The following is a 20,416-nucleotide window of genomic DNA, read 5'->3' as shown; positions in this document are numbered from 1 at the left end:
TTCGATGCCCCGAAGGGTGGTTCCAATTGAAACCTGGCGTCACACGGGCGCTTGTTCAATACTATTGCCCGCTTCGCGTACCGGGCGACGAAGGCCTGCCTAACTTCGCTTGTCTTGACATCGAGACAAATGTCGCCATTCTTCTGCGGTGTGCACGAGCACGTGATCTGCCCCCGTTACCCTGGGGCCATGGCCACGGCGATTGATGACTTTTATGCAGTGATTCCAGCGGGCGGCATCGGCAGTCGGCTGTGGCCGCTGTCTCGAGCGGATGCACCGAAGTTCTTGCACGATCTGACCGGTTCGGGTCACACGCTGCTGCGCGACACGTGGAATCGCCTTGAGCCACTCGCCGGCGAGGGGCGCATCGCCGTAGTCACGGGTCGCGCGCATCGCGCGGCCGTCGAGAACGAGCTGCCCGGCATCCCCGACATGAACGTGATTCTCGAGTCGGAGCCCCGCGACTCGACGGCGGCGATCGGACTTGCGGCGGCGATTCTCGTGCGCCGTGAACCTGAGGTCATCATCGGCTCGTTTGCTGCAGACCACGTTATTCGCGTTCCTCATCTGTTCGAGTGGGCAGTGCGTCAAGCGGTAGAGACCGCGCGCAAGGGCTACATCTGCACCATCGGCATCCAGCCCTCTGAACCGTCGGTGGGATTCGGATACATCAGAAAGAGCGGAGAGCTCGTCATCGACGGCGCCCCTGAAGCGGCGCTGGTGGGCAGTTTCGTTGAGAAGCCCGACCTGGACACCGCGAAGGCCTACTTTGCCGATCGCTCGTATCTGTGGAACGCGGGCATGTTCATCTCGCGAGCTGATGTGCTGCTTGCCGAGATCGCCGAACAAGAGCCCGAACTGCACGCAAGCCTTTTGGAACTTGCCGCCGCATGGGACGACCGCGAAGCTCGTGGGCCCGCCGTCGATCGAATCTGGCCGACCATCAAGAAGATCGCGATCGACTACTCGGTGGCAGAGCCGGCGGCAGCCAAAGGTCACCTCGCGGTGATCCCGGGCCACTTCGACTGGGACGACGTCGGCGATTTCGCCAGCCTCGCGAAGCTCAATTCTCACGGCCGCAAGAACGATCTCGCAATTCTCGGCGAGAACGCCCGCGTGCTCTCAGACGCGGCCAGCGGCATCGTGGTCAGCCAGACGAGCCGTGTGATCAGCTTGGTAGGCGTGCGCGACATCGTTGTTGTCGATACCCCCGACGCGCTGCTGGTCACCACGAGCGAGCATGCGCAGCGTGTCAAGGGAGTTGTCGACGCTCTGAAGCTCACCGGGCGCGGAGACGTGCTCTGACCCGCAACGATCGCTCGACATTGCGTCCAAGGACCTGAGACATTGCGTCTTTGTAACCATTCGCCAGTTCGCGGCCTTCGCGTCACATAGTCGGCGTCATACGGGGTAACTTTTCTCCAGCACCCGCGAGGTACGCGGGTCATTGCACGTGGAGGCTGAGTTGACCACCATTTCGACCCGTAAGCGTTTGCTCGGCGGCCTGATCGGCGCCGGCATGATCGTCGCACTCGCAGGCTGCTCTGAAGCACCGCCCGAGGAAACCGCCGCCCCCGAAGAAAGCGGCATCACCGCGATCGACGGTTTCAAGCCCTGCATGGTTTCTGACGCAGGTGGATTCGACGACAAGTCGTTCAACCAGCTCGGCTTCGAGGGACTGACGGCTGCCTCTGACGCACTGGGCGTGGAGCCCGTCACCGTTCAGTCCGACTCTGAGTCCGACTTCGCACCCAACCTGACCGCTCTGATCGACCAGAACTGCACGGTCATCATCACGGTCGGCTTTGCGCTCGCCTCGGCAGCCGGCGAGTCGGCAGTGGCGAACCCCGATGTCGAGTACGTCTCGATCGATGACGTCGTCGACAACGACTTCGACGGCGAAACCGACGCTCCGAACATCAAGCCCATCGTTTTCGACACCTCGCAGGCCGCGTTCCTTGCGGGCTACGCCGCGGCGTCGTACTCGACCGCCGAGAAGGTCGGCACCTTCGGCGGAATGAACTTCCCGACCGTCTCGATCTTCATGGACGGCTTCAAGCAGGGCGTGGAGTACTACAACGAGGCAAACGACGCCTCGGTTGAGGTTCTCGGCTGGGACGGCACCGACGGTGTCTTCACCGGTGGCTTCGCCGCCAACCAAGACGCCATCAACGCAGCCCAGGGTCTTGTCGACCAGGGTGTTGACGTGCTGCTGCCCGTCGGCGGTCCCATCTACCAGAGCGCCGCTTCGGTGATCCGCGACTCGGGTCGCGAAATCGCGCTCGTGGGTGTTGACGCTGACCTGTACGAGACCGACCCGACCGTCGCCGACCTGCTGCTGACCTCGATCCTCAAGGGCATCGACGTCGGTGTTGAAGACGCAGTTCTGGCCGCCGGCCAGGGCGAGTTCGACGCGGCGCCGTTTGTCGGCACGCTCGAAAACGACGGTGTCGGCCTCGCGCCGTTCCACGATTTCGAAGACAAGGTCTCACCTGAACTGCAGGCTGAGCTCGACGAAATCGCCGCAGGAATCGTCGACGGATCGATTCCGGTCGCGTCGTACCTGGCTAGCTGACCTATTCAGTGACGCGTGTGGGGAGGCCGGGTTCCCGGTCTCCCCACACGCGTGTTCATTTTGGCGCTGCATTGGCAGACCTCGGGCTTGGCTCGTGTGTTGACGCAGCGTCCTCAGTAGGATCTGAAACATGAAGCTCGAACTCCGCGGCATCACCAAGCGGTTCGGCAGTCTCGTCGCCAACGATCACATCGATCTTGTGGTTGCGCCCGGTGAGATTCACTGCCTGCTCGGTGAGAACGGTGCCGGCAAGTCGACCCTGATGAACGTGCTCTACGGCCTCTATCGCGCCGACGAGGGCGTGATTCTGCTCGAAGACAAGGTACAGAATTTCCAAGGGCCCGGTGACGCCATGCGCGCCGGCATCGGCATGGTGCATCAGCACTTCATGCTGATTCCTGTTTTCACGGTCGCCGAGAACGTGATGCTGGGGCACGAGTCGACGAAGGCCGGTGGCATTCTTGATTTGGAAGCCGCCCGCACCCGGGTGCGAGAGATCTCGGCCCGCTTCGGGTTCGACGTCGATCCCGACGCTCTGGTGGAAGATCTTCCCGTCGGAGTGCAGCAGCGGGTTGAGATCATCAAGGCGCTGTCTCGCGACGCCAAGGTGCTCGTGTTCGATGAGCCCACGGCAGTTCTCACACCCCAGGAGACTGACGAGTTGATGGAGATCATGCGCCAGCTGAAAGATGCGGGCACATCGATCGTGTTCATCACCCACAAACTTCGCGAAGTGCGAGAAGTCGCCGACCGCATCACTGTGATCCGCCTCGGGAAGGTGGTGGGCGAAGCATCGCCCACCGCGACGAATGCCGAGCTCGCCGAACTCATGGTGGGGCGCGCTGTTGAGCTGACCGTGCACAAAGGCGAACCGGCTATGGGCGAGCGGTCGCTCGTGGTCAACAACCTTCGTGTGGTCGACGCGAAAGACCAGATTGTCGTCGACAACGTCAGCTTCGATGTGCGTGCCGGTGAAATCGTCGCAATCGCGGGAGTGCAGGGCAACGGCCAAACCGAGCTGACAGAAGCGCTCGTGGGCTTGCAAGAGCGCGTGAGCGGATCGATCACCCTCAATGGTGAGGAACTCGTGGGCGCGTCGGTGCGAAGCATCCTTGATGAAGGAGTGGGTTTCGTCCCTGAAGACCGCAAGGAAGACGGGCTGGTCGGCAAGATGACGATCGCCGAGAACCTGGTGCTTGATCGCACCACTGGCCCGCCGTTCGTCAAGCGTGCCGGACTTCGGCTGGGGTACATCGCCGATTTTGCTCAAGAGAAGTTCACCGAGTTCGATGTGCGCGCGCCGGGTATCGACGCGGCTGTCGGCACGCTCTCGGGCGGAAACCAGCAGAAAGTCGTGCTGGCTCGTGAGCTCAGTCGCGACCTCTCGCTGTTTGTCGCAGCGCAGCCCACTCGAGGCGTCGACGTCGGCTCGATCGAGTTCATTCACAAGCGCATCGTTGAGACGCGTGACTCGGGTATTCCAGTCATCGTCGTGTCGACCGAGCTTGACGAAGTCACCGCCCTCGCTGACCGCATCATCGTGATGTATCGAGGCAGAATCATTGGCATTGTGCCAGGAGACACCGCGCGAGGAACGCTTGGCCTGATGATGGCTGGCGAAGCCCCAACCGGGGAGGAAGCGGCATGAGCGTCGACCTGACCGCCGGGGGAACACAACCAGATCCCCCCATCGAAGCGCGCAAGTCCACCACGCCTGAGACGGCCGAGCCCTCGAAGTGGCATCAGACATTTCTGAAGATCACCCAGGGCAACGCGCTCATCTCTGTGCTCGCGGTGATCCTGGCGCTCTTGGTCGGCGGCATCATGATCGCATTCACCGACCCGACTGTGCAGGCAGCCTCGAGGTACTTCTTCGCTCGGCCTGGTGACTTGATCGTCGCAGTGTGGCAATCGGTCACCGGCGCATACATCGCGCTCTTCCAAGGCTCGATCTACAACTTCGGCGCACCGACATTTGCTCGCGCGATTCGACCGCTGACAGAGACGCTCACCTTCGCCACCCCGCTGATCGCCGCGGGGCTCGGTGTGGCTCTCGCCTTCCGCGTCGGAATGTTCAACATCGGTGGCCGCGGCCAGATGCTCATGGCATCGGCAGCTGCCGGCTGGGTCGCCTTCTCGCTTGATCTGCCGTGGGGCATCCACATGATCGTGGCGCTGGTGGCTGGATTGGCTGCTGGTGCACTGTGGGCGGGTATCGCCGGTTTGCTGAAGGCTCGCACCGGAGCACACGAAGTCATCGTGACGATCATGCTGAACTACATCGCGTTCTATTTCGTCTCGTGGATGCTGCGCACCCCGGGCCTGCTGCAGGCACCGGGCTCGAACAACCCGAAGACACCAGCGATGGCTGACACGGCAGTGTTCCCGCTGCTGCTGGGTGACCAGTACAACCTGCATTTCGGCTTCGTCTTGACGATTCTCGCCACGATTCTGGTGTGGTGGATCATCTCGCGCTCGAGCCTTGGCTTCAAGTTCCGGGCGGTGGGTGAGAACCCACACGCGGCCCGTGTTGCCGGCATCAACGTGAAGAGCATGTACGTCTACGCCATGCTCATCGCGGGTGCGCTGGTTGGTCTCGCGGGAGTGAGCCAGGTGCTCGGCACCATCACGACCGGTTTCTCTGCCGACATCGACGCGGGCATCGGCTTCGATGCGATCACCGTTGCGTTGCTCGGCCGATCCACCCCGTGGGGAACCTTCGCTGCGGGCATTCTGTTCGGCGCGTTCAAGGCCGGTGGCTTCGCAATGCAGGCTGGCGAGGGCGTGCCGATCGAGATCGTGACTGTTGTGCAAGCGCTGATCGTTCTGTTCATTGCGGCGCCGCCTCTGGTGCGCACGATCTTCTTCTTGCCCTCGCCCGAGCGTGACCAGCGCAAGCGAGACAAGGCACGAGCCAAAGAACTGAAGGCCGAGATGATGGGTGTGACGAAGTGACCGCGGCTACCGAAGGCGCGATGGCTACCCAGGCGCTTGAAAAGGCGGAAGTTCGCAGCTGGAAGGCGCCGATTGCGCTCGCCGTGTTCGCCGCACTGTACACGCTGATGATCGCCGTAGCACCGCGTGAGGGCAGCACGACCTTCCGGTTGTCGACAGCTGCGGATCCGGTGCAGCTGGGTGAGATCACAGTGCCGGTGACCCTGACGGTGTGGGTGGTGTGCGCGCTCCTGGTGGTGCTCACTGCGCTGGCTGCGCTGCTGGTTCAGCGCGCAGGCAAGACCCCGCTTTGGCTTCTCGCCGCGTACATCATCATCATGATCTACGGCTTTCTGGCGTGGGCGGCAGCCGGTGCCACGATTCCGGTAACCGGCTTGCTCGCTGGCGCGGTAGCGCTCGCCATTCCGCTCATCTACGGTGCTTTGACGGGTGTGATCGGCGAGCGGGTGGGCGTGGTGAACATCGCCATCGAAGGTCAGTTGCTTGCGGGTGCTTTCACCGCCGCCGTGGTCGCCTCTCTCACCCGCAGCCCCGTGCTCGGCCTGATCGCCGCCATGGTGGCCGGCATGCTCGTTGCGTTCGTGCTCGCCGCGTTCGCGATCAAGTACCTCGTCGAGCAGGTCATCGTCGGTGTGGTGCTGAACGTTCTTGTCGTCGGGCTTACGAGCTTCTTCTACTCGCAGGTGCTGCAACCCAACGCGGCGCTGCTCAATTCACCCCCGCGCTTCGACCGCATCAACATTCCGCTTCTCAGCGACATCCCCGTGATCGGGCCGGTGTTCTTTCGCCAGACGATCATCGTCTACCTGATGTACATCGCTGTGGCGGTCGTGTGGTTCGGGATGACACGCACCCGTTGGGGCTTGCGCCTGCGGGCAGTGGGAGAACACCCTCAGGCCGCAGACACCGTGGGAATCCGTGTGAACCCCACCCGCTTCTGGAACGTGCTGCTCGCCGGTGCAATCGCAGGTCTCGGCGGGACGGTGTTCACCATCGGAAACGGCATCGCCTTCAACAAAGAGATGACGGCTGGCGCGGGCTTCATTGCGCTCGCCGCCGTGATCTTCGGTCAGTGGGATCCGATCAAGGCGACCCTCGCGGCGCTGCTGTTCGGATTCGCGTCAAGTCTGCAGAACACGCTCAGCGTGATTGGCTCACCTGTGCCCAGCGAATTCATGTTGATGTTGCCCTACGTGGTGACGATCTTCGTTGTGGCCGGAGTTGTGGGTCGTTCTCGAGGGCCAGCGGCTGCTGGCCAGCCATATGTGAAGGGTTGAGGGATGAACGCCATCGACTGGGACGAGCTGCGCGCCGCAGCAACGGAAGCCATGGAGCACGCGTACGCGCCATACTCGCACTACAAGGTCGGCGCGGCAGCTCTCGTCTCTGACGGACGAGTGGTGACTGGGTGCAACGTCGAGAATGCCTCATATGGGGTCGGCCTGTGCGCGGAATGCGCGCTGGTGGGTGATCTGCACATGTCGGGCGGAGGCGAGCTGGTTGCCTTTGTCTGCGTGAACGGCAACGGCGAGACGATCATGCCGTGCGGGCGCTGCCGTCAGCTGCTCTACGAATTCGCTCTTCCGGGAATGCTGCTTGAAACGGTCTCGGGCATTCGCACCATCGACGAAGTGCTACCCGACGCCTTCGGTCCGCGCGACCTCGAGCAGGCTGCACGATGACGGCCGTGGAGGCATTCGATGCCGTTGACGTGATTCGCATGAAGCGAGACGGCGGAGCGGTCAGCGAACCGGCATTGCGCTGGATGGTCGACGCCTACACTCGCGGCTACGTCGCCGATTCGCAGATGGCATCGTTTGCGATGGCCGTGTTGCTCAACGGCATGGAGCGCGACGAGATTCGCGTGATGACCGACGCGATGATCGCTTCAGGTGAGCGGATGAGCTTCGCCGGCCTCGGCAAGGTGACCGTCGACAAGCACTCCACCGGGGGAGTGGGAGACAAGATCACGCTGCCATTGGCGCCCCTGGTGGCGGCCTTCGGTGTTGCGGTCCCGCAGCTTTCGGGCCGTGGCCTCGGCCACACTGGCGGCACGCTCGACAAGCTCGAGGCTATTCCTGGTTGGCGCGCTGCGCTGTCGAACGACGAGATGTTCGCTCAGCTGCGAGACGTGGGCGCGGTGATCTGCGCCGCGGGCTCTGGCCTCGCACCCGCCGACAAGAAGCTCTACGCGCTGCGTGACGTCACCGGAACCGTCGAGGCGATTCCGTTGATTGCATCCAGCATCATGTCGAAGAAGATCGCCGAGGGCACCGATTCGCTGGTCCTCGACGTGAAGTTCGGGTCGGGCGCGTTCATGCGCGACGTCGACAAGGCGCGCGAGCTGGCGAGAACGATGGTGGCACTCGGCACCGATTCCGGGGTGTCAACCACTGCGCTGCTCACCGACATGAACACCCCGCTCGGGCTGGCGATCGGCAACGCCAACGAGGTGCGCGAGTCGGTCGAGGTGCTCGCCGGTGGCGGTCCCGCCGACGTCGTCGAGCTGACCATCGCGTTGGCGCGTGAAATGCTTGCGCTTGCTGGTCGCCCCGATGCGGATGTTGAAGCCGCCCTCGCCGATGGACGTGCCATGGACGCGTGGCGCCAGATGATTCGTGCGCAAGATGGTGACCCAGACGCAGCTCTGCCTGCCCCCAACGAGACCCACACGGTCACCGCTGCGCAGGCGGGATATGTCACGCGTCTTGAAGCGCTGCCGTTCGGCATCGCAGCCTGGCGACTGGGCGCTGGTCGTGCGCGAGCACAAGACCCTGTACTGCACGCAGCGGGTATCGATCTGCACGTGAAACCGGGCGATCGCATTGAAATCGGACAACCATTGTTCACCTTGCTCGGGCAAGATGGAACACGCTTCGAACGTGCTCTTGATGCAGTTGAGGGTGCGTGGGAGATTGGTGCCGAGGCGCCAGCATCCACTCCGCTCGTTCTCGAGCGCATCACGGCCTGATTGATTCCCCCACCTCCACCCTTTTATCTCTCGAGGAGATCCACATGGCCATTGATCAGCACGGCGACGCCGTACTCGAGGGGCTGTCGATTCGCTCACTGCCGAAGGTGTCGCTTCATGACCACCTAGACGGTGGAGTGCGCCCCGCCACGATCATCGAGTTGGCCGATGAAATCGACCTGGAAGTGCCCGAAGACGACGCCGATGAACTCGCTGACTGGTTTGCAGACAAGAGTGATTCGGGTTCGCTTGTCGAGTATCTGAAGACGTTCGATCTCACCACCGCCGTCATGCAGACCCGCGAGGGGCTGACGCGCGTTGCCCGCGAGTTTGTTGAAGATCTCGCCGCCGACGGCGTGATCTATGGCGAAGTGCGCTGGGCGCCGGAGCAGCATCTTGGCCGTGGGCTATCGCTTGAAGAGGTTGTTGAAGCGGTGCAAGAGGGCATCGAAGAGGGCGAGGATGCTGCCGAGCAGGCAGGCCAAGACATCCGCGTCGGTCAGCTCATCACGGCCATGCGCCACACCGATCGGTCGCTCGAGATCGCACGCCTCGCGGTCGATTGGCGCGAACGCGGAGCGGTCGGTTTCGACATCGCTGGCCCCGAAGACGGTTTTCCGCCCTCCAAGCACAGAGCAGCGTTCGACTATCTCGCCTCGCAGTTCTTTCCGACCACGGTTCACGCGGGCGAAGCGGCAGGTCTCGACTCGATCCGCTCGGCCCTGATCGACGGCCGTGCACTGCGACTGGGGCACGGGGTGCGCATCGCTGAAGATCTCGACGTGGTTTCGCGCGCCGGTGAAGACGTGCTGGTGCAGTTCGGCGACCTTGCTCGATGGGTGCGCGACCGTGAGATTCCCCTCGAGCTCTCACCGTCGTCCAACCTGCAGACCGGCGCGGTCGCCGCGTGGGGCGACACGCTCGAAGATCACCCGTTCGACCTGCTCTACCAGCTGGGCTTCTCAGTGACGGTGAACGTCGACAACCGCACAATGAGCCGCACCTCGCTCACTCGTGAGCTGGCGCTGCTCGTCGAGACCTTCGACTACAGCCTCGACGACCTTGAGGCGTTCCAGCTCAACGCCGCCGCCGCCGCCTTCTTGCCGACTGAAGAGCGTGAAGAGCTCATCGAGCTGATCGCAGACGGATTCGAGCGCTGAGTCAGCGCACGGCCACGCCGGGGTGAGTCTCGAGGTACGCCTCGAACACCTCGGCGCTGGTCATCGACGGGGTGAAGCCGAAATCACGTTTGAGTGACGCATTGTCGAGCACGGGGCGATACTGCAGAAACACGACCTTCTCGGGGCCGTGCACGGTGAGTCGAAGCGTCTGGCCCACGCGCAGAGCAAGGGCGAGCGCCCACGCAGGAATGCTCAGCAACCGTTTGCCCAGACGGTCGGCAATCTGTTGAACGGTCAGTCGCCCGTCGCCAGCGACGTTGTAGATGCCTGCGGGCCCGTCGGTAGCCGCGCGCGCCATAGCGGCGGCGACATCGTCAACCCAGATGAACACAAACGGCGACGCTGATCCCTTGATGGCAAGCAGCCGCTTCGAGTCCCAGAGTTGAGTGATCTGGTTCTGCACGGTCGGTCCGAGGATCGTGCCAATCCGAAAGACTACCTGCTCGAGCTCGGGATGCGTCTCGCGGTATGCGCCGAGCAGCTGCTCCACCAATCGCTTGTGCTTTGAATAAGGAAAGGCGTCATTGCCACGCAGCTGGTCGGTTTCGGCGAGCCACTGCGGGTTGTCGCGGTGGTAGCCGTACGCGGCTCCCGAAGACGACACCACGATGCGTTTCACCCCGGCAGCTACGCAGGCTTCGAGAACATTGCGCGAGCCATCGACATCGACGCGGTACTCCATGTCGTGGTCACGACCGGGGCTGACGATCGCCGCGAGGTGCACGACAACGTCAATGTCGTGGCGTTGCAGCAAGGGGGCGACCGAGCCCTCCCGGGTGACGTCGCAATCGTCGTAGACGACCGAGTCGATGGGGTGCTCGGGGCGGCGTACGTCGCCGGCGACGACCAATGCAACGGCGGGATGTGCGACCAGTGCCGCAGCGACGTGCGAACCGAGAAACCCCGCACCGCCCGTGATGAGAACACGCGCGCCGCTCATGCCGCACCCTCAGCGTTGGAGTCACTGCCGGTCGCGCTCAGAGCATGGCGGCTCGCGTCGCCCTTGGCTGAGCCCGTGCGGCGCTTCGTGTTGACCGCCCACAGGCTGGCGACGATGAGCCCCGCAATGATGTCCCAGATTCCCCACCAGCCAGCAACGATTGCCATGCCGCCGAGACCGCCGAAGAAGGCGAAGATCAGACCGAGTCCCAGCCCGGCGTTTCGAATGCCGACTTCGAACGTCATCGCCTTGCGCTCCCGGGTGCCGAGGCCGCCAGCGACAGCGGTGCCGTAGCCGATGGCAAGGGCGACGGCGTCGTGAATTGCGACGACGACCAGAATGATGCCGAGGAAGGCGACGAAGTAGGTCCAGTTGCCGATCAGTGCGGCGACGATGAAGCCGACGAGTGCGAGCAGCGAGAACCACTTCACGAACGGCTGCACTGTGCGGGAGAACTTCGGGAATCTGTTGCGGATCACGAGGCCGAGCACGAACGGCAACCCGATGATCAAGAAGATGTCGAGCAGCATCTGCCACGGGTTGATCGCCACCGTCTCGAGCAGAGTGCTCGCCGTGGGATGCAGCGAACCCCAGAACGCGATCGACAGCGGCAGCATGAAGATGTAGATGACGTTGCCCACCGCTGTCATCGACACGGAGAGAGCCACGTTGCCCCCCGAGCGGTGAGTCAGCACTTGTGAGACGTTCCCCGGCGGGCAGCATGCGACCAGCAGCATCCCGAGCGCCATTGACGGTGTGACCGGAAGAATGAGCGTCAGGCCGAAAGTGACGGCCGGCAGAATCACAAGCTGAGCGAGGATCGCGACCACAAAGGTCTTGGGCTTCTTGAGCACGATCTTGAAGTCGTCGACCGTGGTGTCGAGCGCGATGCCGAACATCACCAGCCCCAACACCACGTTCAACAGCAGCAGTGAGCCCGGGTTGAAGTTCAGCAGGACGTCGTCAGGATTCATGCCTTGACTCGCTTCGGCTGCACCTTGACGAGCGGAGTGCGGGTGCCGTGATCGTCTGGCGCGCGAAGGGCGGAAACTGCCGAGCGCACCGCGCCGCGATAGGCATCTTTGTTTACGTAGAACGACATACGCTCAAGGCCCAGATACTTATAGCCGCCGGTGAGATCCGGCCACGGCTCGGTCGTCACCCGCGCGCGGAAGTGCTCGGCACGCTCGGGCGCGTCTTCGCACGCACGCAGATACTCGGCGATGAGCTCAGCCTGCTCGTACCGCCCCTGCCACCCGATGCCGGAGGCCTCGATCATGCCCATGACGTAGAGACCGTTGAACGATGGGGGGAACACGTTGAGGAACAGCTTGGGCGACCACCCTGTCCAGTTCAGTGCCTCGCGAGCGACAAACGGGTAGTCGAGGGTGTAGCCGGTGGCAAGCAGGATCAGGTCATACTCACCGCTGGATCCGTCGCGAAAGTGCACGGTGCTGCCGTCGAAGCGGTCGATGTCGGCGCGGATCTGAAGGTCGCCCTGGCCCAGGTGGTTGAGGATCAACGTGTTCACGATGGGATGCGACTCGTAGATCTTGTAGTCGGGCTTGGGAAAGCCGAAGTTCACCGGATCGCCGGTGAACGCGCGCAGTACTCGCTTGTCAACGAACTGCTTGATGCGTGCCGGGAGCGGCTTGCCCTGGTTGAGAGTGTCGGCCGGCTTTCCGAAAAGGTAGCGAGGCACGAAGTAATAGCCGCGTCTGACGCTCATTTCGACGGATGCTGCGTGGTGCACACCGTCGACCGCGATATCGCAGCCGGAATTGCCCGCGCCGATGATCAGCACGCGCTTTCCGGCGAGCTGGTTGGCGCTCTTGTACGCGCTGGTGTGCATGATCTCGCCGGAAAAATCGCCCTTGAAGGCGGGGACGTGAGGCTCCGCGAGTGTGCCGTTGGCGAGGATCACGCCGGTGTAGCGCTCGGCGATCGCACCGTCAGGCGTGTCAGCGCGCAGCATCCATCGTCCGTCGTCTTCTCTTTCGACGGCGGTGACCTTCGTCTCGAAGCGGAAGTGCTCGGTGAGGTTGAAGTGGTTGGCGAAGTCGCGAAAATACTGCACCAGTGTGCGGTGGCTCGGGTAGTCAGCAGTGGAGTTCATCGGAAACTCTTTGAACTCGGTGGTGGTCCGCGATGAGATCAGATGAGCCGATTCGTACATCGTGGAGCGAGGGTTCTCAATGTCCCAGAGGCCGCCAACGCTCTTGGAGGCCTCGTAGGCGTCGAAAGCGATACCCGCTTTCTGTAGCGCACGGGCGGCAGAAAGGCCCGAGGGTCCTGCGCCGATGATGGCGTAGCGGTGCTCCATATGTCCTCTTTCGCACGACAGTGTGACGGTGGCGGTGTCCGCCAGCGAACAATGCTAAGGGTTAGTTGGTATTAACTGAAATTCGCGAGGCGTTCGATTGCTGTACTAGAAAACCAGAGCGAGGATGCCTCGCGCTAGCACCACTGTCGCACCGACCCACGCAATGCTGAGCATTCCGAGCCGCGCGATGCGCGGCGAAACAAAGCGCGTGAGCAAGGTGCCGATGATGATTCCTAAGACTGTTGCGCCGATGAGCGACCAGACATCGCCGACGGGCGACGTCGGCAGACCACGCAGCAGCACCGACACCACGCTGAATACGGCAAAGATCACCTGCACGCTCGCGGCGAAGTTGCGCTGCTCCCACTTGTTTCCCACAGCGTAGGCAGCGAGCGGCGGCCCGGACAGGCCACTGGCGACATGCATGAAACCTGCCGCCGAGCCCGCTACGACGGCACCAGTCTTACCCTGCAGCGACGCGGCGAGAAGGGGAATCCAGCCGGCAACGAGCGCGAAGTATGCCATTGCTGCAATGAGAAGCAGCAGTGCGGCCTCTGGCAGCGCGTTCACGAGCATCGCACCGAACGGGGCGGCGATGAGACCGGGCCAGATGAGCCACCAGGCGCGCTTCCATTCCACCTGGCGCCATACCAGCGGAATAGCCGCGAGCGAGGCGATGAGTGCAAGCAGCACCCCGATGGTGATGCCTTCGAGCGGTCCGTAGAGCAAGACGATCGGGCCGACCAGCACCAGCACGAAGCCGAGCCCAGTGATGCGCTGGATGACGGCGGCGATGAAGGCCGCAAGAAGGGCGAATACCAAAGTCACGGGGGGAGAGTCTACGTGCAGGGGTGGTGACGCTCGAATCTCTTCGAAACGCGTCGTTGGCTAGTTCACCGTTTCGTCAGCGAACGCAGTCAGCCACTCGGTGATCTCGTCGCGCATATCGTCGTCAGAGATCGATGCGATGCCGTCGCCTGCTTGCGGGCCGTAGTCGCCGAAGGATGCATGGTTTGCTCCTGCGATTTCGTACATCGTCGCATCCTGCGGCAACAGCGATCGAGCGTCATCGACTTTCTCGGGTGTCGAAAGGCCGTCTTCGCTGCCACTGAGGCTGAGCACGCTCAACTCAGATTGCGCGAGATCTGCCGCGCAATAGGAGCCGAACAGCGCCAGCGCGTCGGCGTCAGACGCGAGCATGCAGGCACGCACACCACCCAAAGAGTGCCCGCCAACCGCCCAGGCGTCGACCTCGGGTGCGAGCTCAGTAAACGCAGAGAGTGGACGCAGATCGAAAAAGGCGAGGTTGAGCCACGGCTTGGTGATGACGACGGTGATGCCCTCTTCTTCGACGACTCCCGACATCTTGAAAGCGTAGGCGGCTGCTTCCACCTTCGCGCCCGGAATATAGACAAGCCCTAGCTCTGCGTTGCCTTCGGCGGGTGCCATGATGATGGCCGAATCGGTGTCGGTGAATGTGACCGCGGGGTTGGCCTTCACCGCGGCCAGCGGCTGTGGCTCGGCTTGATAGACGCCAACTTGGCTCCAGATAACCAGGCCGACGATGCCGGCCACGACCAGCGCACCGAACGATGCGAGCACCCACCAGAAGACTCGCCGCCCTCGGGGACGGCGAGTCTTGCTGACGTTCACGTTCTCGTTGGGGTCTGGCGCGCTCACATAGTGAGCGTAGCCCCGCCGTCAGCCGGCGAGGGCAGCTTGGCGTGCGGCGACTACAGTCTCGATCTTCGAGAACAATGGATGCTGCGGATCAAGGCCAGTGGTCGTTGCGGTGAAGGAAGCCGCATCGTGTTGTCGGATCATCTGCTGCAGTTCTACGGACTGCGCGTCTTCGGCATCGTCGAACTCGAGTGCCGCGCCGATGGCAGAGACGAGCGCGTCGACGCTGAGCCCGCGTTCGGCGGCTTCAGCAGCTGGACCGACGAAGCGCTCGTGCCGCGAGATCTTGCGCAGCGGCTGCCGGCCCACACGCCACACCGTGTCTGGCAGTTCGGTGTTGCGAAAGCGCTGCAGGATCTTGGCGCGGTAATCGGCCTGAGCGTCGGGATCGAGCCCGTGCTTGGCCACAAGCAGCGATGACGTTTCTTCGAGCACAGCAGCTACGTGGTCGGCGATAGACGGTTCCGCGAGTGCTCCGGCGATGGTGTCGATGCCTGCCTGCGCGCCGAAGTACGCCGTCGTTGCGTGTCCGGTGTTCACCGTGAAGAGCTTGCGCTCGATGTATGGTCCCAGCTCGTCGACGAAATGTGCGCCGGGAATGTCAGGCAGGTTGCCGTCGAAGGGCGGGCTCTCGATCGCCCACTCGAAGAACGGCTCAACGGTGACGTCGACGCCAGCACCTTCCGGTTGCCCAGGAACGATGCGGTCAACCGCAGTGTTCGCGAACACGGCCCGAGACTCGAGCGATGCCCAGTCCTCGCCAGCAAGCTCGCGGATCTGTTCACGGAGCAGATCCGTGGCATTGATCGCGTTTTCGCAGGCCATGATCTGCAACGCGGGCAACCCGGGGTCTCGCTGCGACAGGCCCTGCACGATGTGGGGGGCGACGAACTTCAGAATTGTCGGACCGACAGCGGTCGTGACGATCTCGGCGGTGGCGATCTCAGCGACGACCTGTTCAGGATGCTCAGCGCTGTTGATCGCGTGAAAACCAGTCACGACGGTATCTGTGCCGCCCTCGCCCACTTCGTGGACGGTGTAGGAATCGGCAGCGTTGATCGCGTCGACCAGCGAGGCGGCGACGTCGGAGAAGACGAGATCGTAGCCACCCTGGTGAAGCAGCAAGCCGACGAAGCCACGCCCGATGTTGCCGGCGCCGAAGTGGACGGCTTTCATCAGACCCCTGCCTCCGAGACGAGAGCGAACAGCTCTTCGGCGGTCGCAACAGCCTTCAGCTTGGCGACTTCGTCTTCGTCCGAGAACAGAATGGCGATCTTCGAGAGAATCTCAAGGTGCTCGTCGCCCTTGCCTGCGATGCCCACAACGAACACAACGGGCTCCCCGCCCCAGTCGACGCCACCGTCGTAGCGCACAACTGACAGAGCCGACTCGAGAATCGCTTCTTTGGTCTCGTTGGTGCCGTGCGGAATCGCAAGTTCCATGCCCATGTAGGTCGAGACTGTCTGCTCGCGCTGTTGCATCGCGTCGAAGTAAGCGCTGGTCACCGAGCCGACCGCTTCGAGGATGTCGGCGGCTTCTTTCATCGCCTCTTCGCGGGTTGCGCTGCCCGAGTGAATGCGAACCTGACCGATGCTGAGTACTTCACGTGCCATTTCTTTGCCTTTCGATGTGAGTAAAAGCGCCGCAGGACCGGAGGCGTCGCGCCGTCCAGCCCTGCGGCGGTCTCGTGGTCCGCTGCTAGGCGGTGGGGTGCTGGTCGCGCACGATCGCCACGACCTCGTCGTACTTGGGCGAGTTCATGAAGTTGTCCACCGATACATGAATTGCATCCGGTGCCTGCTTCTTGGCCCGATCAGTGAGCTGGTTCTGAGTGATGATCAGGTCGGCAGAGCCGTCGAGATTCGCAATCGCCTTGTTGACGACGGTCACATCTTCGACACCGAGCTTCTTGATCTTGTTGCGCAGCACGCTGGCACCCATGGCCGACGACCCCATCCCGGCATCGCAAGCGAACACGATGTTCTTGATCTGCGTGGTCGTCAGTGCCCCACCGCTGGCAAGGCCAGCAGTCTCCGCTTCGGTCTCGAGCATGTCCACTGCCTGTTCGGCATCGCGCACCGCGGTGCGGTCGTTGCCGTCAGATGCGCGCAGCGCATCCATGGCTGCCGACGACTTGCCCTTGTTCGCTTCGGTCTGCGCGATAGCAGCGCCGAACGTGTCAGCCTCTGCGAGGAGGTCACGCTTGCGCGAGGCGCGCAGGATGATGCCGGCGACGAGGAAGGTGACGAGCGCGGCCAGTGCGACCGACAAGTACACCACCATCAGGTTGCCGAAACCAGGTCCGATTGCTGCTGCGGTGACGGCGATGATGCTGCCAGGCGCCGCGGGGAAGGCGAGACCGCCACCGAGGAGCATGTTGGTTGCGACACCGGTGGCTCCACCGGCGATCAGAGCGAGAATCGTCAGCGGCTTGCTGAGTGCGTACGGGAAGTAGATCTCGTGAATACCACCGAAGAACTGGATGATGATCGCACCCGGAGCCGACGCCTTTGCAGCGCCGACGCCGAAGAATGTGAACGCCAGCAGCAGACCGAGGCCGGGGCCAGGGTTCGCTTCGATGAGGAACAGGATCGACTTGCCGGTCTCTGCGGCCTGCTCGATGCCGAGCGGGGTGAATACGCCGTGGTTGATGGCGTTGTTCAAGAACAGCACCTTGGCAGGCTCCACGATGATCGACAGCAGGGGCAGCAGGTTCAGCGACACAAGCCATGCGACCGCAGCACCGAGAACGGTGCTGATGCCGAGCATCAGCGGACCGAAGACGAAGAAGCCGACGATGGCGAGAATCATGCCCAAGATTCCAGCCGAGAAGTTGTTGATCAGCATTTCGAAGCCGGGCTTGATCTTGCCGTCCCACAGCTTGTCCATCTGCTTGGTGATCCAACCCGCAATCGGGCCCATGATCATCGCGCCGAGGAACATCGGGATGTCGGTACCCACGATGACACCCATGACGGCGATCGTGGCGACCACGCCGCCGCGTTCGCCGTAGACCATGCGGCCAGCGGTGTTCGCGATCAGTAGCGGAAGCAGGTAGATCACCATCGGGCCGACTAGACCGACGTAAGTGAAGATGTTGCCACCGTCGCTCTCAGAGAGCGAGAGCATCGCGCCTTCCCAGCCGATGGTACCGGCATCGCCGCCACCGCCGATCATCTCGGAGACGGGGTACCAGTGCCAGCCGAAGGGGCTAGCGGCACCGAAGAATCCCGCCGGAATGAAGAGCATCGTGATGAAGCCCCACGCGATGAAGGCTGCGATGTTGGGCATGATCATGCCCGAGAGGAACGTGCCGAAGCGTTGAACTCCGACTCGCGCCTTATTCAACCCGCTCGAAGCGGGTGCTGACGTCGTCGTCATGGCTGTGTCTCCTTTTTGGGTGCCGCGGCTTGCTGTGCCGCGATTCGGGCGCCATCCGCACTGTCGGCGGTTAGCGCGGCTTCGGCGATTGCTCGGGCATCGTCGAAGTTGTACTGAAGCAGGGTGGCGCGCACATCAGCGAGCGCTGTGGGTGCCATCGACAGGCTGGTCGCGCCGAGTCCGACGAGCACCACTGCGAGTAGCGGATCTGCAGCTGCTTCGCCGCAGATGCCGACGGGCTTGCCGGTGGTCTGACCGGCGGTGCCCACCTCACGGATGAGTCTCAGAACCGCGGGGTGCCACGGGTCTTGGAACCCGGCCGTCGATCCCAAGAGGCGATCGGCGGCCATGGTGTACTGCGTGAGGTCGTTGGTGCCGATCGACGCGAAGTCGCTGACAGCGAGCACCCGGTCGGCGAGCAGCGCGGTCGCGGGGACCTCGACCATCACGCCGGCGGTCTTGATGCCATAGTCTCGCGCGATCTCGGTGAAGTACGACGCTTCTTCGACGGTGGCCACCATAGGCGCCATCACCCAGAGGTCGGCAGCTGTTGCCGCGTCTGCCTGGGCCAGCGCGGTCAGCTGCTCGCGCAGAATGTCTTCGCTCGCGCGAAGCGCACGAATGCCGCGCACACCAAGAGCTGGGTTTTCTTCGTGGCTGTCGTTGAGGAAAGCGAGAGGTTTGTCGGCGCCAGCGTCAAGAACTCGAACGACAACTTTCTTGCCCGGAAAAGCCTCGAGCAGCTCAGTGTACGAGGCGCGCTGCTCTTCGACAGTGGGTGCCTGCGAAGAACTCAGGAACAAGAACTCGGTGCGAAACAGTCCAACCCCCTCGGCTCCGAGAGCCACCGCGTCAGCGGCGCCGGCAGGGTTTCCCAGGTTGGCCAGCAGCGGCACCGGAGTGCCGTCGCTCAGGGCGCCGTCGGTGATGGGAGCGGATGCAGCTTCGGCGCGGTCGGCTGCGCGATTGGCGGCTCGCTTGAGGTCTGCGTCGGACGGCTGTGTGGTCACAACGCCAGCGGCCGCATCGACGATGACCGTTTCGCCCTCGACGAGCGAGCCCGCTTGCACCGCACCTACTACGGCGACGATCGACTTCTCTCGAGCGAGGATTGCCGTGTGAGAGGTGGGGCCCCCGTCGGTAGTGATGAGCGCCAGCACCTTGTCAAGGTCGAGAAGAGCAGTGTCGGCCGGTGCGAGGTCTTTTGCCACGAGGACGAACGGGTAGCCGGGATCGGGAACACCCGGGGCGGGCACGCCCCGCAAGTGTGCTATCACACGCTGGGCGACATCGTCGAGGTCAGCGGCGCGCTCGCCGAGATAGCCGCCAACGGCGGTCAACTGATCGCGAAAAGCCGCGAAAGCGTCGAAGACTGCCCACTCGCCGGTCTTGCCCTGAGCGAGTCGGGCGGTGATTTCATCGGCGAGCATGGGGTCTTCAGCCATCATTGCCTGCGCTTCGAGCACGTCTTGCGCCGCGCCACCCGCTTGAGCACCGCGCTGTTCGAGCTCACGCGCAACCACCGCTACAGCGTCGGCGACTCGCGCGGCTTCTTCGGTTTGCGACGACGTGCTCGGCGCATCGCTGGGAGCGGGCAATGGCTCGGCCATGCGCGCGACCGGGCCCTGTGCGACGCCCAGGCCGATTCCTACACCACGGATCTCTGTCATGGCGCTCATGCCTCGTCGTGATCGGTCGTGAGCAGTTCGCTCAATGTGTCGAGCGTGGCTTCGGCGCCGGCACCCTCGGTCGACAGTGTCACGTAATCGCCATACTCGACCCCGAGTGCGATCACGCTGAGAATGCTCGCAGCGTTGACCGGCTGTCCGGAGCCTTTCGAAATGGTCACCGGCGAGCCCGCGGCCTTTGCTGCCTGGGTGAACAGCTTGGCCGGCCGTGCGTGCAACCCGTGGGATGAGCCAATCCGTACCGTTCGAGATATGGCGGACATTGGGGTGACCTCTCTGTCGTGTCGTGCGGCGTGTGTCATTCGAGTGAGCTGATGGGTTCGGGTGCGGCGGTGCTGGCGGTCGGCGTGACTTCCTGCGAAACGCCGACCGCGTCGCGAACGAGCTGGAGCGTTCGCGTGCCATCGTGATCCGTGTAGATATCGGTCGGCAACAGCACCACCGTCGTTCCACGGGATTCCGCCGCGCGCCGAATGTGCTCGAGCACTGACGCGAGGTGGTTTCCCACGAGAACGACGTCTGCGGCATCGAGGTCGATGGGGAGCGACTGCTCGGTGCCAGCGGAGGCTGTCCATGCGAATCCGTGGTCTTGCGCAGCGTGCCGCAGACGCTGCGCCACAAACGTGCTTGACGCACCTGCCCCACACACCACGAGAATCTTCATCGACTCGCCTCCTGATAATCATTCTGGTGAGCCAAGCGCAACGCGACAACCAATCATT

General features: G+C 63.1%; 19 protein-coding genes. 8 read left to right on the top strand and 11 right to left on the bottom strand.

Annotated elements, in window-relative coordinates:
* Window positions 1–189: 189 nt before the first annotated feature.
* The 8 genes from SJY18_RS05875 (at window position 190) to SJY18_RS05840 (ending at window position 9,661) form a co-directional block, all read left to right on the top strand.
* Window positions 190–1,305, top strand: coding sequence for a mannose-1-phosphate guanylyltransferase (locus SJY18_RS05875; protein WP_337338643.1), 1,116 nt, complete (start codon window positions 190–192; stop codon window positions 1,303–1,305).
* Between the two features lie 214 nt (window positions 1,306–1,519).
* On the top strand, window positions 1,520–2,575 hold the full coding sequence (locus tag SJY18_RS05870) for a BMP family ABC transporter substrate-binding protein (protein ID WP_337338686.1): 1,056 nt from the start codon (window positions 1,520–1,522) through the stop codon (window positions 2,573–2,575).
* 130 nt (window positions 2,576–2,705) lie between these two features.
* A complete protein-coding gene (locus SJY18_RS05865; RefSeq protein ID WP_396668695.1) occupies window positions 2,706–4,223 on the top strand; it encodes an ABC transporter ATP-binding protein in 1,518 nt (505 codons plus the stop codon).
* The gene (locus SJY18_RS05860; RefSeq protein WP_396668694.1) at window positions 4,220–5,530 is read left to right on the top strand and encodes an ABC transporter permease; all 1,311 of its coding nucleotides are present in this window, start codon (window positions 4,220–4,222) and stop codon (window positions 5,528–5,530) included. Before SJY18_RS05865 ends, SJY18_RS05860 begins: the two co-directional genes overlap by 4 nt.
* A 20-nt stretch (window positions 5,531–5,550) precedes the next feature.
* A complete protein-coding gene (locus tag SJY18_RS05855; RefSeq protein WP_337338646.1) occupies window positions 5,551–6,807 on the top strand; it encodes an ABC transporter permease in 1,257 nt (418 codons plus the stop codon).
* A 3-nt stretch (window positions 6,808–6,810) separates the two neighbouring features.
* Window positions 6,811–7,212, top strand: coding sequence for a cytidine deaminase (locus SJY18_RS05850; protein WP_337338647.1), 402 nt, complete (start codon window positions 6,811–6,813; stop codon window positions 7,210–7,212).
* Window positions 7,209–8,501, top strand: coding sequence for a thymidine phosphorylase (locus tag SJY18_RS05845; RefSeq protein ID WP_396668693.1), 1,293 nt, complete (start codon window positions 7,209–7,211; stop codon window positions 8,499–8,501). Before SJY18_RS05850 ends, SJY18_RS05845 begins: the two co-directional genes overlap by 4 nt.
* 44 nt (window positions 8,502–8,545) lie before the next feature.
* The gene (locus tag SJY18_RS05840) at window positions 8,546–9,661 is read left to right on the top strand and encodes an adenosine deaminase (protein WP_337338649.1); all 1,116 of its coding nucleotides are present in this window, start codon (window positions 8,546–8,548) and stop codon (window positions 9,659–9,661) included.
* Window position 9,662: 1 nt separating this feature from the next.
* On the opposite strand, the gene SJY18_RS05835 is transcribed toward SJY18_RS05840, so the two are convergent.
* From SJY18_RS05835 to SJY18_RS05785, 11 genes are all read right to left on the bottom strand, one after another.
* A complete protein-coding gene (locus tag SJY18_RS05835) occupies window positions 9,663–10,622 on the bottom strand; it encodes an SDR family oxidoreductase (protein WP_396668692.1) in 960 nt (319 codons plus the stop codon).
* Window positions 10,619–11,596, bottom strand: a complete 978-nt coding sequence (locus SJY18_RS05830) for a bile acid:sodium symporter family protein (protein ID WP_396668691.1) — start codon at window positions 11,594–11,596, stop codon at window positions 10,619–10,621. Before SJY18_RS05830 ends, SJY18_RS05835 begins: the two co-directional genes overlap by 4 nt.
* The gene (locus SJY18_RS05825; protein WP_396668690.1) at window positions 11,593–12,945 is read right to left on the bottom strand and encodes a flavin-containing monooxygenase; all 1,353 of its coding nucleotides are present in this window, start codon (window positions 12,943–12,945) and stop codon (window positions 11,593–11,595) included. Before SJY18_RS05825 ends, SJY18_RS05830 begins: the two co-directional genes overlap by 4 nt.
* Window positions 12,946–13,050: 105 nt before the next feature.
* A complete protein-coding gene (locus tag SJY18_RS05820) occupies window positions 13,051–13,773 on the bottom strand; it encodes a TSUP family transporter (RefSeq protein WP_396668689.1) in 723 nt (240 codons plus the stop codon).
* Window positions 13,774–13,833: 60 nt separating this feature from the next.
* On the bottom strand, window positions 13,834–14,625 hold the full coding sequence (locus tag SJY18_RS05815; RefSeq protein WP_396668688.1) for an alpha/beta hydrolase: 792 nt from the start codon (window positions 14,623–14,625) through the stop codon (window positions 13,834–13,836).
* A 21-nt stretch (window positions 14,626–14,646) separates the two neighbouring features.
* On the bottom strand, window positions 14,647–15,801 hold the full coding sequence (locus SJY18_RS05810) for a mannitol-1-phosphate 5-dehydrogenase (RefSeq protein ID WP_396668687.1): 1,155 nt from the start codon (window positions 15,799–15,801) through the stop codon (window positions 14,647–14,649).
* Entirely contained in the window at window positions 15,801–16,238 is a 438-nt protein-coding gene (locus SJY18_RS05805; RefSeq protein ID WP_396668686.1) for a PTS sugar transporter subunit IIA, read from the bottom strand. The genes SJY18_RS05810 and SJY18_RS05805 overlap by 1 nt, the downstream gene beginning before the upstream one ends.
* Window positions 16,239–16,323: 85 nt before the next feature.
* Window positions 16,324–18,006, bottom strand: a complete 1,683-nt coding sequence (locus SJY18_RS05800) for a PTS mannitol transporter subunit IICB (protein ID WP_337338657.1) — start codon at window positions 18,004–18,006, stop codon at window positions 16,324–16,326.
* A complete protein-coding gene (ptsP, locus tag SJY18_RS05795) occupies window positions 18,003–19,676 on the bottom strand; it encodes a phosphoenolpyruvate--protein phosphotransferase (protein ID WP_396668887.1) in 1,674 nt (557 codons plus the stop codon). Before ptsP ends, SJY18_RS05800 begins: the two co-directional genes overlap by 4 nt.
* A gap of 5 nt (window positions 19,677–19,681) precedes the next feature.
* Window positions 19,682–19,957, bottom strand: a complete 276-nt coding sequence (locus tag SJY18_RS05790; RefSeq protein ID WP_396668685.1) for an HPr family phosphocarrier protein — start codon at window positions 19,955–19,957, stop codon at window positions 19,682–19,684.
* A gap of 35 nt (window positions 19,958–19,992) precedes the next feature.
* Window positions 19,993–20,358, bottom strand: coding sequence for a PTS sugar transporter subunit IIB (locus SJY18_RS05785; RefSeq protein ID WP_396668684.1), 366 nt, complete (start codon window positions 20,356–20,358; stop codon window positions 19,993–19,995).
* Between the last annotated feature and the right edge of the window lie 58 nt (window positions 20,359–20,416).

Source organism: Microbacterium sp. R86528 (assembly GCF_044596335.1).
Classification (GTDB): domain Bacteria; phylum Actinomycetota; class Actinomycetes; order Actinomycetales; family Microbacteriaceae; genus Microbacterium; species Microbacterium marmarense.
Note: the sequence above shows the minus strand (reverse complement) of the source record. Positions and strands in the feature narration are given on the sequence as shown.

What these genes read in the sequence shown, in the direction of transcription:
- SJY18_RS05850 (WP_337338647.1), top strand. Translation starts at nt 6,811, where the DNA reads ATGAACGCCATCGACTGGGACGAGCTGCGCGCCGCAGCAACGGAAGCC.
- SJY18_RS05845 (WP_396668693.1), top strand. Translation starts at nt 7,209, where the DNA reads ATGACGGCCGTGGAGGCATTCGATGCCGTTGACGTGATTCGCATGAAG.
- SJY18_RS05835 (WP_396668692.1), bottom strand. Translation starts at nt 10,622, where the DNA reads ATGAGCGGCGCGCGTGTTCTCATCACGGGCGGTGCGGGGTTTCTCGGT.
- SJY18_RS05825 (WP_396668690.1), bottom strand. Translation starts at nt 12,945, where the DNA reads ATGGAGCACCGCTACGCCATCATCGGCGCAGGACCCTCGGGCCTTTCT.
- SJY18_RS05790 (WP_396668685.1), bottom strand. Translation starts at nt 19,957, where the DNA reads ATGTCCGCCATATCTCGAACGGTACGGATTGGCTCATCCCACGGGTTG.
- SJY18_RS05830 (WP_396668691.1), bottom strand. Translation starts at nt 11,596, where the DNA reads ATGAATCCTGACGACGTCCTGCTGAACTTCAACCCGGGCTCACTGCTG.
- SJY18_RS05810 (WP_396668687.1), bottom strand. Translation starts at nt 15,801, where the DNA reads ATGAAAGCCGTCCACTTCGGCGCCGGCAACATCGGGCGTGGCTTCGTC.
- SJY18_RS05805 (WP_396668686.1), bottom strand. Translation starts at nt 16,238, where the DNA reads ATGGCACGTGAAGTACTCAGCATCGGTCAGGTTCGCATTCACTCGGGC.
- SJY18_RS05865 (WP_396668695.1), top strand. Translation starts at nt 2,706, where the DNA reads ATGAAGCTCGAACTCCGCGGCATCACCAAGCGGTTCGGCAGTCTCGTC.
- SJY18_RS05785 (WP_396668684.1), bottom strand. Translation starts at nt 20,358, where the DNA reads ATGAAGATTCTCGTGGTGTGTGGGGCAGGTGCGTCAAGCACGTTTGTG.
- ptsP (WP_396668887.1), bottom strand. Translation starts at nt 19,676, where the DNA reads ATGACAGAGATCCGTGGTGTAGGAATCGGCCTGGGCGTCGCACAGGGC.
- SJY18_RS05875 (WP_337338643.1), top strand. Translation starts at nt 190, where the DNA reads ATGGCCACGGCGATTGATGACTTTTATGCAGTGATTCCAGCGGGCGGC.
- SJY18_RS05860 (WP_396668694.1), top strand. Translation starts at nt 4,220, where the DNA reads ATGAGCGTCGACCTGACCGCCGGGGGAACACAACCAGATCCCCCCATC.
- SJY18_RS05855 (WP_337338646.1), top strand. Translation starts at nt 5,551, where the DNA reads ATGGCTACCCAGGCGCTTGAAAAGGCGGAAGTTCGCAGCTGGAAGGCG.
- SJY18_RS05800 (WP_337338657.1), bottom strand. Translation starts at nt 18,006, where the DNA reads ATGACGACGACGTCAGCACCCGCTTCGAGCGGGTTGAATAAGGCGCGA.
- SJY18_RS05840 (WP_337338649.1), top strand. Translation starts at nt 8,546, where the DNA reads ATGGCCATTGATCAGCACGGCGACGCCGTACTCGAGGGGCTGTCGATT.
- SJY18_RS05870 (WP_337338686.1), top strand. Translation starts at nt 1,520, where the DNA reads ATGATCGTCGCACTCGCAGGCTGCTCTGAAGCACCGCCCGAGGAAACC.